This window comes from Paenibacillus sp. FSL H7-689 (genome assembly GCF_000517905.1).
GTDB classification, from domain to species: domain Bacteria; phylum Bacillota; class Bacilli; order Paenibacillales; family Paenibacillaceae; genus Paenibacillus; species Paenibacillus amylolyticus.
Genome location: NZ_ASPU01000054.1, coordinates 78,301 through 91,393, shown reverse-complemented (window position 1 = coordinate 91,393; position 13,093 = coordinate 78,301). Strand labels below are relative to the sequence as shown.

Sequence of the window (13,093 nt, the reverse complement as noted above, 5' to 3'; positions counted from 1 at the left end):
CGTGTTCGAGCTCCAGCAATCTACCGTTTTATTAAAACTTGTTACACAAGCATTAGGCTTGCTCTTCTATTATATCCTGAATTGGCAAGCCAACCAAGCCGGAATGAAAACAAGCTGAATCTGAACGGTTTGCTAATTCTGAATTCAGGCTTTGTTGCGTGACCGAAAGCGAAATAAGAGCAATACAATGGCCATGAACACCAGATATCCGGCAAGGATGGCCAAGCTCAACCAGATTGAGGTTTCAGCTTGTGCACCTGCATAGGCAAATACAAAAATCGCTGGCATTTTCCCAATGGCCGTGGCAAGCATGAAGACCCAGAATGGCGTGTACGTTATACCTGCGTAGATATTAACGGCCATCTGAGGCACGATCGGCAACAGTCGCATCGACATGACACCCATGAACGGATGTGCTTCCATCCATGTGGTAAAACGGTTCAGACCCCGAATACGTTCGAGGTACGATCTCGCCTGATGTCTGAAGATGGTTCTTGCTCCGCCGTAAACGAGCATGGCTGCAAGTGTGGTGCCAAGCCAGCATATCCAGGCTGCTGTGGTGGTACCGTAACTGTAACCAAAGGCGATAATAACAAACTTATAAGGAATTACAGGCACAAGAGCAAACAATGTTGCCATGGCGAGTAACAGCGGAATGGACTGATGAAGATCGGTCCAGGCCAGCAGTTCATATCTGTAAATAAACGTGACTCCTGCAAGTAAAACATATAACAGAAGCCATAACCATTTTCGCAAAATCCCAAACGCTCCTTTCAGATCAGGCAGGTCTGGTCGTGTCCCGATCTGTACTGCTGTTCCTCCTAAGTTTACCACGTTCGCCCATTGTCTGAACAATTCGTGCGAAGTCTGCTGCAATCACTGGCAAGTTGCTGTCCGAAGGGTTACACTATAGGACGTGGAAATATAGAACCGAACTGAAGGTGGAATGATCATCATGGAAACAACCCAACGTAAACGAGTTGCAATTATCGGCCTCGGCGATATTGCACGTAAAGTATATTTGCCGCTGTTAACAGCTCATCCGAACGTGGAGATTGTAGGCATTATGAATCGATCTCCGGAGCCGGTCAAAGCCGTTCAGGAGGCGTATCGATTAGAACGGGGAACAACGGATCTGAAAGAACTGTTGTCCTGGGACTTGGATGCGGTGTTTGTACATACAGCAACGGAAGCGCACTTTGACATTGTCATGCAATGTCTGGAACAGGGATTAGCCGTGTACGTAGACAAACCGTTATCCTATACGATTCGGGAGTCGGAAGAGATGACTGCTTTTGCCGAGGCACAAGGGCTGCTACTGGCCGTGGGCTTCAACCGCAGATTCGCACCGATGTACCAAAAAGCGAAAGAATGGATGCAGGGTGGAAAAGGTTTTGAATCCTTGACAGTGACCAAACATCGTACAGGCATTCAGGATCGTCCTGCGGCAGAAACCATCTATGATGATCTCATCCATATACTGGATCTGATGTTGTGGTACTCGGATCATAATGTGGAGTTGCTTCATCAATGGATTCGGAAGAATGATCGGGACAGACTGCTGCATGCAACGGGAACGGCCAAGCTGGGCAGAACAGCCTACGGTCGATTCGATATGGTGCGTGAAGCTGGGACAGATCTGGAGAAGATCGAATTGCATGGTGGTGGACGATCTGTTGAAGTGGTGAACATGGACATTATCAGCTACATGGAACAGGGGAGTCTGGAAACCAAAGAAACGTTCGGGAGCTGGGACACCGTGTTAACACGCAGAGGTTTTAGCGGAGCAGTTGATAATTTCCTGGCTTGTCTGGACTCACCTGATGATTGCCTGATCAGTGCAAGTCATGTCATGGACAGTCATGAACTGGCGGAACAATTGATTCGCAAATAATTGCAGAATACACATACGGAGGAATACAAGTCATGGATGAATATGAAAAGGAACGTAATAAACAGATCGAGGAAGCTGTTGTAGAAACCTATAAACAGGAAGAAGAGATGATGATCCTCGTATTTGCCCAGTGGTGTGTCAATAATGGTTTGGATCCGGAAGAGATGTACCGGCAAGCCTACCCGAATCAGCAGAGCAACGAGCGTTTGCAGCAGGTGCAGAAGCTGATTGTATCCAAGGAGGAAGCCGGTGAAATCCCGGATGATACGGTACTTGGCGTGTTGTCCATGTTTGGCAATGAAGATCTGGCGATGGTTGTATCCGAGGCCATAGCCGCGCGCAAATAAGTTCAACTTACGTATACTGGTATGATTACATCTGTTCCCGGTGAATGACACGGAATTCCTTCGGAGACATGCCGAACCGGGAACGGAATACCCGATGAAAATAGGTATAGTTGTTAAAGCCGGAAGACTCAGACACTTGCTCCAGGGTCATTGGACTGAAAATAATTCGTTCCCTGGCCATATTCAGCCGTACGTCAAGCGTGTATTGCATGATGCTTTTGCCAAACGCTTCTTTGAAGAGATGTACACCCCGTGAGACACTAATGCCAATATGTGTTGCCACATCATCGAGCTTGAATAAAGAGGAAGCGTTTTCTTCAATGTAGTTTTTGATCTCATAAGCCACATAATTGGTGTTGGTTATCGTTGGATGCTCCGCGAGCAGACGATCCACTTCCAGACATAAAATTCGCATATAATAACTTGAAATTTCCGGATAAGGATTGGAGATGCGGCGCTGTTCCAGTACGAGCTGTCGAAACAGGACCAAAAGACTTTCCGTCAGTTCGACTTTGATCCGGGTCGGCCGTTTGTGCCGTTTCCACCACTCATCCACCCAGGAACCATTAAAGAAGATGTGATAGTCACCACTCTCCACCAGTCGTTCTCCCATCGGATTGGTTTCATTGTCTATTCTCAGCTCATAGGGTTCGTCAGGATCAAAAAGAAGCAGATCGCCCGCATCCACCAGGGACATGTCCCCGTCTATGCGTGCACGGCAACGTCCGTCTGTTTGCAGTCTTAACAGGTAGTTCTTCACCCCTTCAGGCTGCACCATAGCGTAGGGTTTACGATGAAATGAAAAGCCTGCTGTAAGAACTTGGCAGGATTGATCTGTCGGCATGGGCATACTCCTTGCAATTTGAAAATTATGACCAGATAGTTCATGTTTCAATCATATTATTCATTTTAATTGAAGCTGAAACGGAATACCATAGTATTAGATTTAAGGAACAGGAAACATCCAACAAAACATATGTATCTCAACCATTCAAACGCAGATTTTCACCATGCGTAAGGAGATGAACGTCACAGTGGAGAAAATGAAAGCAGGCATCATCGGGTGTGGTAACATCAGCGCCATCTACTTGGAAAATCTCAAAAACAACCCGGTCATTGAAGTCGTGGCTGTTGCGGATTTGATTCGTGAACGCGCTCAGGAACGGGCAGATGAATTTAATATCGCAAACGTTTACAATGTAGATGAGTTGCTGCAAAATAACGAAATTGAACTTGTGTTGAACCTTACGGTTCCTGGCAGTCATGCCATGACCGATCTGGCTGCACTCGAAGCAGGCAAACATGTGTATGCCGAGAAGCCGCTGGCAATTTCTCTTGAGGATGGTCGCAAAGTTGTTGAGTTGGCTGAGGAAAAGGGATTGTATGTTGGTTCTGCACCGGATACCTTCCTTGGTTCAGGCATACAGACAGCTCGTAAAGCCATTGAGGATGGGCTGATTGGTAAGCCGGTTGCAGCGACTTCATTCTTCATGGGTGGAGGACCAGAGGCTTGGCATCCTAATCCGGAGTTCTTTTATGTCGCAGGTGGCGGACCGATGTTTGATATGGGACCTTACTACCTGACTGCTCTGATTACGCTGCTTGGACCGATACGCAGAATCAGCGCCTCGGCAGGCATACAGATTGCAGATCGCAAGATTGGCTCTGGGCCAAAGGAAGGCACAGCGCTTCAAGTAGAGACGCCTACTCACTTGGCAGGAACCATTGATTTTGCAGAAGGTGCCATTGCAACCATGATTACCAGTTTCGATATTCGCGGAGCTTCGGATCTGCCACGTATTGAAATCTATGGTACAGAAGGTACGCTTAGTGTACCGGACCCCAATTATTTCAACGGGGAAGTGAAGGTTCGCAGATACGGTCAAGACACTTGGGAGACAGTCAAACCAGTCTTCGAAAGTGGACAAAACGAACGAGGCATCGGCGTAACGGAAATGGTTGAATCCATTCGTGCCGGAAGGGAACACAAAGCCAGTGGCAAGCTAGCTTATCACGTTCTGGAAGCCATGCATTCATTCCAGCGTTCTTCACTTGAAGGCAAGCACATACATCTGGAGAGCAGCTATGATTCTTTTGCAGTAACTCGCACAGTTCAAACTGAGATTGAAACCGTGGAATCCCACTAGTCTGAGTAATAAGTGTTCGAAGCTTGATGCTCTTACGAGTGAAGCAGAATAACCAGTATTCTTACGTTCAATTTCAGGATAGAAACACTCTCGATTTTCCACACTAATCAAACAGGCATGTGATCTGAACGGTAATTGTATACAGTTCAATATTCATGAATTCAGCAATCATACGATATCTAATCCAGGGAGGAATCGCACTTGAAACTCGGCGTATTTTTGGTACTATTCGGAGGACGTAAATTGGAGGATGCTCTTGATTATGTAGCATCCAAGGGATTAAAAGCAGTAGAGATCGGAACAGGCGGACATCCAGGCAATGCACATTGTAAGCCAGATGAGTTGTTAAGCAATCCTACAGCCTTGAAAAACTTCAAAAATGCAGTGGAATCACGTGGTTTGACGATCAGTGCACTTAGCTGTCACGGTAACCCGCTACATCCGCAAAAGGATATTGCCAAAGAGTTTCACGATGATTTTGTTAAATCGGTAGAACTGGCTGAGAAGCTGGAAGTACCTGTAGTGAATACATTCTCCGGTTGTCCGGGAGACCATGAGGATGCCAAATATCCGAACTGGCCTGTTGCACCATGGCCAAATGACTTCCAGGAGATCCTGAAGTGGCAGTGGGAGAACAAAGTGATCCCTTACTGGACAGAGTGGGGTAAATTTGCAGCAGATCGTAACGTAAAAGTTGGATTGGAGCTGCACGGTGGATTCTCCGTTCATACACCAGCAACCTTGCTGAGACTGCGTGAAGCAGCAGGTGAAGTGATCGGAGCCAATCTGGACCCAAGTCACATGTGGTGGCAAGGTATTGATCCGGTTCAGGCAATTCACATCTTGGGACGTGAAGGAGCTATCCATCACTTCCATGCAAAAGATACAACGATTGATCCGGTAAACGTGAACAAACACGGTGTAACGGATATGCAGGACTATACCAATATGCTGGATCGGGCTTGGCAGTTCCGCTCGGTCGGTTATGGACATGATAACAAGACTTGGGCAGATATTATGAGTGCCTTGCGTCTAGTCGGATATGATTATGTAGTAAGTATTGAGCACGAAGACGGTCTGATGTCGGTTGAAGAAGGATTCTCTAAAGCCGTGCAAAATCTCCAGCAAGTATTGATCGAAGAACCGCTGGGCGACATGTGGTGGGTTTAGAGCTACACTAGGGGGAAATTGAATATGATCAACGTCACCATTTGGAATGAATTTGTCCATGAGAAAATTCACGATGAAGTAAGGGAAGTCTACCCGGATGGTCTGCATCGAGCACTGGCTGACGGACTTGGCGGCGAAGGCTTTGCTATTCGTACAGCTACACTTGATCAGCCTGAACATGGATTAAGTGATGAAGTGCTGAATTCCACAGATGTGCTCATATGGTGGGGACATATGGCACATGATCGCGTAAGCGATGAGATCTCACAGAAGGTTGCGCAGCGAGTGCTGAACGGGATGGGAATGATTGTGCTCCATTCAGGTCATTTCTCCAAACCATTCAAAGCGCTGATGGGAACAAGTTGCGATCTGAAGTGGCGTGTAGCTGACGAGCAGGAAATTGTATGGTGTGTTAACCCATCTCATCCGATTGCGGATGGCATCGAAGGCAAGATTGTATTGGAAAAAGAAGAGATGTACGGTGAATTCTTCGATATTCCAGTACCGGATGAACTGGTGTTTGTGAGCAACTTCCAGGGTGGGGAAGTATTCCGGAGCGGATGTACGTTCCGGCGTGGTGAAGGTAAAATCTTTTATTTCCGACCAGGTCATGAGACGTATCCGACCTATTACAAACCGGAAATATTAAGAGTGATCAGCAATGCTGTGAAATGGGCATATCCTGCCCGCAGCTTTAAGCCGGAATTTGGCAAGAGCGAACCTGTAAGACCATTTGGTGGCGTGCTGGTCTAATTCACTAACTCAATCGTGTAATGGAAATTATAAGTTTTATTCAAAAAGAACCCTTCTCCGAGTCATTGATGACTGTGGCAGCTGGGTTCTTTTTGGGTAAGATAGTACTATGGGGAAGTTATACGATATTTCCCATGGTGACGACGTAGCGTGTAATGTATACTGGGATGTATGATCCATTTTGGATGATATGCTTCTAAAATTTAAACTTTTTAGTTGCAGGCGTTTTCTTTGAAGCTTAAATATGTTATTATGAAATATACTAACAAAATGTAAGTTGATTTGAGTGATCTCTAAAGAGGTGATTAATGTGGAAGGTCAAGACTTGCGGATGTGTCCGCGTTTTGAGACGGCGTTTTCTTTTTTGGGCAAGCGCTGGAATGGTTTAATTATTCAAACATTGATGAGTGGTTCGAAGCGATTCAAGGATATCTCCAATCTGATTCCATCCATGAGTGATAAGATGTTATCCGAACGGATGAAAGATCTGGAGAGTGAAGGTATTCTGGTTCGTCACGTCTATCCCGAGACGCCAGTTCGTATTGAATATGAACTGACGGATAAAGGTAGAGCGCTCCAGCCTGTTATGAATCAAATTCAAGACTGGGCTGAGCAGTGGGTTGACTAACGCATAAGCAATATCACCCACTTTTGTTGCATGAATGACATAGACTCCTGATTTCTGTGGAAATCAGGGGTTTTTGTCTTAAGTACTATGTTGATCGGCGTTTTTCTCTTGGGCTATGCACATGTTGTCATGAGTTGTAGTATAATCTATAGAAAATGGCCACAGACGGCCGGAGCGAAGGAGGCCCACTTGTCATGAGAGAAGAAAGCTTATCCCGTGAAGTACGCTACGGCAAAAAAGATATTGCAGAACTTGAGAGCGCATCCATTCAGGTCCATCTAATTTACAAAAAAGCTGCAGAGTTGTTTAAGCGCACAGCATATTCCCGTTCGGTTAAGGATGATCTTGCCGAAGTGAATACGCATTCTGTGAACAGCGATGGTCCGAAATTAGCTCCGGCGGTGCTGCAAAAATGGATTCAAACGTCCAGGGGCTGGAAGTGTATCGGATGTGAGCTGGGACAACCTGATTCAACGATGTCTCAGATGGAAGAAACTATCCGTGGTAAGCAATTGGCTTTAGATGTGGGAGAAGGTCGGCTGGTTCAGGCAGAAATGCTGATTCAGGCGGTTGTCTGGTCACAATATGAGAAGATTCGAATGTTTGCGCCATGGCTTGGTGATGAACCCTTTTATAGCGTGCAGGAGCTGGATGTCATTGCCCGTTATATTGTGCCTACCTATTTCTCGGAACGGCCTTTGCATGAGCAAGGCAAGGTATTCAAGGTCCATCAACAATATGGGCAGATTCCGTTGTATCAGGAGTATGTAGACGCACCTTCATGTTGCGTGCAGGTTGACGGTGGATTGCTTGAAGGGCGATTGCTGACAGGTGTATACGTATCTGAGGAGCAGTTCTTCGGGCTTAATCCATATCTGAAAGATGGCGATGGAGGACGGACATACATGCAGGCTAGTGTCCAATGATAACGTAACCAATGAGAACATAAAAATGATATCGATTGGAGAGCCTGTGTGCAGGCTCTCTTTCTTGTACAAGCCTTATTTGCAGGCGGTAGCCTATAAAAGTAACGGCTTTGACACTTTTTTTTGCCGAAGGTTGTGCCATAATAGAGGTTATGGACAACAGGGTGAATGATTTTACGCAGGGTGGTGTTACCTACATGATGAAGAAAATCCCCGGTTACATAGGTGTATGTTTGCTCCTACTGGCGATCTTGGCTGGTTGTAGTGAGACACAGCCTTCTGAGCAGCCAATTGTCAAGGAGACAGAAACAGCGAATACAATCACAGTGGCTGTAGATGGCAGTACGTTTTTGCCTGATGCAACAAAGTCCATTAAGCGAGATTTTAGTGAGGGTTTGACACTCAAAAAAGCATTACTCAATAGCGGACTGGTTGATTTTACGGCAGATGGCAAACGGATTCAATCCGTCGGTGAAGTTTCTCTGGATTCTTCGCTTAGCTGGGCTGTCAAATTAAACGGCAAGGATATTGAACAGGAAGATTGGGACATGGAGCTTCATGCCAAAGATGAAGTGATCATTTACGTGAAAGCCGCTGACAGTGGGGGGGATGGCGTTGCATATCAGACAACGTTACTCAAGGTTAGCGGTGGAAACATTATGCCAACCCTTAATCGTCAATATGCCGGCGTCTACGTTCAAGAGTGCACAGTTCGTGATGTGTTGAAGTCCAGCGGCATTGTAAGAATGTCGGAGAATAACAAATTTGTCGTTTCGGTCGAGAATGTCACGCCTCGTATGAATGAGCGGTGGGTCATTATGGTGAATGACAAAGAATTAATGGAAAATGGTCTGGACATGAAATTGAATCCACGTGATGCGGTTAAGCTTGAATTAACCAATGCATCCTAAGTATACCAAGAAGCCCAATCTCTTTTTAGAAAACTGGGCTTTTTTTCATTAAATATATAAGCAAGATCCGATCAGCATAGTCAAGTATTAAATACGACAGATCTCGTTCGGGCAAAGCTCACAGTGACAGATTCCTTGTAGCATCTTCAGATCTTTGATGACAATCATGCCATTGTCATATTCAATCCCGTCTTTCTTACGCAGGTCGCTTAACATGCGGTTTACACTTTCACGAGTGGCTCCAATCATATTGGATAGATCCGTGTGGGTAATTTTTTTGTGAATAATGACATGCTCTCCATGAGGCTCACCATACGAATTCGACAACCGAATGAGGGTGGAGCAGAGTGCACCCGGTTTGCCGTATAACATGAGATCCCGGAATTTGGTCTGTGTCAACCGGTGGTGGATGCCCATCCATTTCATAAAATCGATCGCGAAGTCACAATGCTGGCAGATTAACATTTCCAGGTCTTTATGTTCCAGTACACCGATCTCACTGTCCTCCAATACTTCCGCTGAGAAGCTGTGTTTAGAGCCAAAGAAGGGATCAGCCTGCCCAATCATATCACCGGATTGATACATGTACATGATCAGTTCCTTGCCTTCATCCGTGGATTTGGTGATCTGGGCACGGCCCCGTTTCATATAATAAAGTTTGTCAGAGATGTCGCCTTCCCAGTACAGATGTGTACCTTCCGGATAGGTTCTATCTTTCATGGTAACCAGCAGATGGTTGAAATTTGCTTCCGAGAAACAGTTAGTATTACCGCGCTTTTCCAGTACAGTTGTTAGTTCTCTCATAAGTCTATCTCCCCTTTATGTCCATCGGACGACCTTCTGTAGTAAGCAGTAGCCTCCGAGGTTCGCCGCAAACCGTTGCCGTCCTGATCAGGGTCATCTCGGCCGGGAGGAAGGACGGTACAAATTGCGGTGGTTCAATTTTTAAGTTCAGTATATACCTAATCTTACCGTTTGAGGGGGAAGGAAAGGGGGCAAAAATGACGAAATTTCAAACATTGTGATAAAATTCACTTTTAATGGAGAGGATGAATTTTACAGCTCTATATTTTAAATAGGAAGTGAAAATGGTCGTATGAAGGACACTACAAAACTTAAATTAAATTTGTTATACTTTGTGAAAAAAATCACATAATTAAGTTTATTGTCATGTTACGATGTGAATGTAAACGAGAGAGACAAACTAATACGAACCTTTAGGAGGATGAGGGAGATGGCTGTAAAGAACGAAGTCGCCCCAGCAAAAGAACCGACAGCAGGTCAGTATATTCAAACGTTAATCGACAAAGCGAATAAAGCACACGCCGCATTCATGAAGATGGACCAGAAGCAGATTGACCGGATTGTGCAAGCGATGGCACTTGCGGGTCTGGATAAACACATGATGCTCGCCAAGATGGCCGTAGAAGAAACAGGCCGCGGAGTGTATGAGGATAAAATCACCAAAAATATATTTGCAACAGAATATGTGTACCACAGCATCAAGTACGATAAAACCGTAGGTGTGATTGAAGATAACGAGTATGAAAGCTTCCAGAAAATTGCGGAGCCGGTCGGCATCATCATGGGTATTACACCAGTTACCAACCCAACATCAACGACGATGTTTAAAGCATTGATTTCCATCAAGACGCGTAACCCAATCATCTTTGGCTTCCACCCATCTGCACAGAATTGTAGCCGGGAAGCTGCAAAAATCCTGCTGGAAGCGGCTGTGAAACATGGTGCACCAGCAGATTGCATTCAATGGATTGATGATCCTTCCATGGATCGTACAAACGAACTGATGAATCACAATGATGTGGCTCTCATTCTGGCAACAGGCGGATCAGGCATGGTACGTGCAGCGTACAGCTGTGGTAAACCTGCACTGGGCGTAGGACCGGGTAACGTACCTTGCTTTATCGAGAAAAGCGCGGATATCAATCAGGCAGTAACGGATTTGATTCTGTCCAAGTCTTTCGACAACGGCATGATCTGTGCTTCCGAGCAAGCGGTCATCATTGAAGAACCGATCTTTGATCAAGTGAAGAAAAAAATGATTGCAAATGGCTGTTACTTTGTTAACAAAGATGAAGCAGCAAAATTGACAGCAGGTGCGATTAATGCCGAGAAATGTGCGGTGAACCCGGCGATTGTTGGTCAATCTGCGGTGAGTATTGCGAAGTTGTGCGGTATTGAAGTTCCGGCAGGCACCAAAATTCTCGTGGCCGAGATTGAAGGGGTAGGTACCAAATTCCCATTGTCGGCTGAGAAATTAAGCCCGGTACTGGCTTGTTACAAAGTTAAAACGGCAGCAGAGGGCATTGAACGTGCAGCAGAAGTGGTTGCTTTTGGCGGTATGGGTCACTCTTCGGTTATCCATTCAACAAATGAAGAAGTGATCGGCAAATTCGCAGATCGTCTGCAAACTGGACGGATTATTGTGAACTCACCATCCACACACGGTGCCATCGGGGATATCTACAACACAAACATGCCGTCATTGACACTGGGATGCGGATCATACGGACGTAACTCGACTTCTTCCAACGTAACCGCTGTGAACTTAATCAATGTGAAAAGGGTGGCTCGCCGTACCGTGAATATGCAATGGTTCAAAGTGCCGAACAAAGTCTACTTCGAAAAAGGCGCAACGCAGTATCTTGCCAAAATGCCTGACATCACACGTGTTGCGATTATTACGGATGCCATGATGGTGAAACTTGGATATGTTGAAAAGGTAGAACACTATCTGCGTCAACGCCAAATGCCGGTAGCAATCGAAGTATTCTCCGATGTTGAGCCAGATCCATCCACAACAACGGTAGATCGCGGAACCGAAATGATGCGCCGCTTCCAACCGGACTGCATTATCGCACTCGGCGGTGGATCACCGATGGATGCTGCCAAAGCCATGTGGTTGTTCTATGAATACCCGGACACGGACTTCAACGATCTGAAACAGAAATTCATGGATATCCGCAAACGGATCTACAAATATCCACGTCTCGGTGTAAAAGCGAAATTTGTAGCGATCCCAACCACATCCGGTACAGGTTCTGAAGTGACATCGTTCGCGGTTATCACAGATAAAAATCAAGGTAACACCAAATATCCATTGGCTGACTATGAGCTGACTCCAGACGTAGCGATTGTCGATCCGGAGTTCGTGTACTCCCTGCCGAGAACAGCCGTTGCCGATACAGGTATGGACGTACTGACTCATGCCATTGAAGCTTATGTATCTGTCATGGCAAATGATTACACGGATGGACTTGCGATCAAAGCAATCCAACTGGTATTCCAATACCTGGAGCAATCGGCACTGCAAGGCGACAAACTGGCACGTGAGAAAATGCATAATGCTTCCACAATTGCTGGTATGGCGTTTGCAAATGCATTCCTGGGCATTAACCACAGCTTGGCGCACAAATGGGGCGGTCAGTATCACACCGCACACGGACGCACCAATGCCATTCTGATGCCACACGTCATTCGTTACAACGCGAAAAAACCGACCAAATTTGCATCGTTCCCGAAATATTCACACTTTATAGCGGATGAGCGCTATGCCGAAATCGCCCGCATCTTGGGATTGCCTGCACGTACGACAGAAGAAGGCGTAACCAGTCTCATCAATGCCATCCGTAACCTGAACAAAATCTTGGGTATTGAAGAATCGTTCCAGGAGATCGGATTCGATGCCAAAGACTTTGAAGCACATGTCGATTATCTGGCTGACCGTGCCTTCGAAGACCAATGTACAACTGCCAATCCGAAGTTGCCGCTGGTAACTGAACTGGCTGATGTATACCGCAACGCTTTCTACGGAAAGTTTGAATAATAAATTTAGAACGAAGCGTGCCTTACGGCAAGAAGATCAGGGTTCCCCGAGAGGGGAGCCCCGATTGCCGTCTTTCACACCATGCTGAAGAGGGCAGAAAAACAGAAGAGCGAAGCGTATGTTTTTCAGGGTTTATTCTAAGATTTGATTTGCTCCGAGCATAGAGGAGCAAAGGGTTCTAGAGAGGTTACACGTAATCCGTGACGTGGCTGTTTGAGCCAGATGTTCACACAATAACGGAGTGGGCAGAAAAACAGAAGAGCGAGCATCTGTTTTTCAGGATTTATTCTAAGATTTGATTTGCTCCGAGCATAGAGGAGCAAAAGGGTTCTAGAGAGGTTACACGGAATCCGTGACGTGGCTGTTTGAGCCAGGTGGTCACCAATAACGAGAGGGCAGAAAAACAGAAGAGCGAGCATCTGTTTTTCAGGGTATATTCTAAGATTTGATTTGCACCAAGTATAGAGGAG

Annotated in this window: 12 protein-coding genes; 9 read left to right on the top strand and 3 right to left on the bottom strand. The window is 46.0% G+C overall.

The window, feature by feature from the left end:
- Nucleotides 1-144 precede the first annotated feature (144 nt).
- Complete coding sequence (locus tag C170_RS22915) at nt 145-855, bottom strand: TVP38/TMEM64 family protein (RefSeq protein ID WP_162158991.1); 711 nt, start codon at nt 853-855, stop codon at nt 145-147.
- 100 nt (nt 856-955) lie between these two features.
- On the opposite strand from C170_RS22915, the gene C170_RS22910 reads away from it, so the two are divergent.
- Entirely contained in the window at nt 956-1,894 is a 939-nt protein-coding gene (locus tag C170_RS22910; RefSeq protein WP_036614452.1) for a Gfo/Idh/MocA family protein, read from the top strand.
- Nucleotides 1,895-1,926: 32 nt separating this feature from the next.
- Nucleotides 1,927-2,241: a hypothetical protein gene (locus tag C170_RS22905; RefSeq protein ID WP_036614451.1), complete on the top strand. Its 315-nt coding sequence runs from the start codon at nt 1,927-1,929 to the stop codon at nt 2,239-2,241.
- Between the two features lie 25 nt (nt 2,242-2,266).
- Here the strand turns inward: C170_RS22905 and C170_RS22900 are convergent, their stop codons facing one another.
- Nucleotides 2,267-3,085 carry an AraC family transcriptional regulator gene (locus tag C170_RS22900; protein WP_017687546.1) on the bottom strand — a complete coding sequence of 273 codons (819 nt, stop codon included), beginning with the start codon at nt 3,083-3,085 and terminating at the stop codon, nt 2,267-2,269.
- 190 nt (nt 3,086-3,275) lie between these two features.
- Here C170_RS22900 and C170_RS22895 point away from each other — a divergent pair, with 190 nt between their 5' ends.
- From C170_RS22895 to C170_RS22870, 6 genes are all read left to right on the top strand, one after another.
- The gene (locus C170_RS22895; RefSeq protein ID WP_036614448.1) at nt 3,276-4,388 is read left to right on the top strand and encodes a Gfo/Idh/MocA family protein; all 1,113 of its coding nucleotides are present in this window, start codon (nt 3,276-3,278) and stop codon (nt 4,386-4,388) included.
- Between the two features lie 201 nt (nt 4,389-4,589).
- Nucleotides 4,590-5,558 (top strand): sugar phosphate isomerase/epimerase family protein, encoded by a 969-nt coding sequence (locus C170_RS22890; RefSeq protein ID WP_036614447.1) that lies wholly within the window; start codon nt 4,590-4,592, stop codon nt 5,556-5,558.
- 24 nt (nt 5,559-5,582) lie between these two features.
- Nucleotides 5,583-6,311, top strand: coding sequence for a ThuA domain-containing protein (locus tag C170_RS22885; RefSeq protein ID WP_017687549.1), 729 nt, complete (start codon nt 5,583-5,585; stop codon nt 6,309-6,311).
- Nucleotides 6,312-6,642: 331 nt separating this feature from the next.
- Nucleotides 6,643-6,939, top strand: coding sequence for a winged helix-turn-helix transcriptional regulator (locus C170_RS22880; protein ID WP_074096966.1), 297 nt, complete (start codon nt 6,643-6,645; stop codon nt 6,937-6,939).
- Nucleotides 6,940-7,133: 194 nt separating this feature from the next.
- Nucleotides 7,134-7,865 (top strand): hypothetical protein, encoded by a 732-nt coding sequence (locus C170_RS22875; protein WP_051447359.1) that lies wholly within the window; start codon nt 7,134-7,136, stop codon nt 7,863-7,865.
- 197 nt (nt 7,866-8,062) lie between these two features.
- Nucleotides 8,063-8,776: a hypothetical protein gene (locus C170_RS22870; protein ID WP_017687552.1), complete on the top strand. Its 714-nt coding sequence runs from the start codon at nt 8,063-8,065 to the stop codon at nt 8,774-8,776.
- 87 nt (nt 8,777-8,863) lie between these two features.
- Here the strand turns inward: C170_RS22870 and C170_RS22865 are convergent, their stop codons facing one another.
- Entirely contained in the window at nt 8,864-9,580 is a 717-nt protein-coding gene (locus tag C170_RS22865) for a Crp/Fnr family transcriptional regulator (protein WP_036614443.1), read from the bottom strand.
- A 430-nt stretch (nt 9,581-10,010) separates the two neighbouring features.
- Between C170_RS22865 and adhE the strand changes: the two genes are divergently transcribed.
- Nucleotides 10,011-12,623, top strand: coding sequence for a bifunctional acetaldehyde-CoA/alcohol dehydrogenase (adhE, locus tag C170_RS22860; protein WP_036614441.1), 2,613 nt, complete (start codon nt 10,011-10,013; stop codon nt 12,621-12,623).
- Nucleotides 12,624-13,093: the final 470 nt, after the last annotated feature.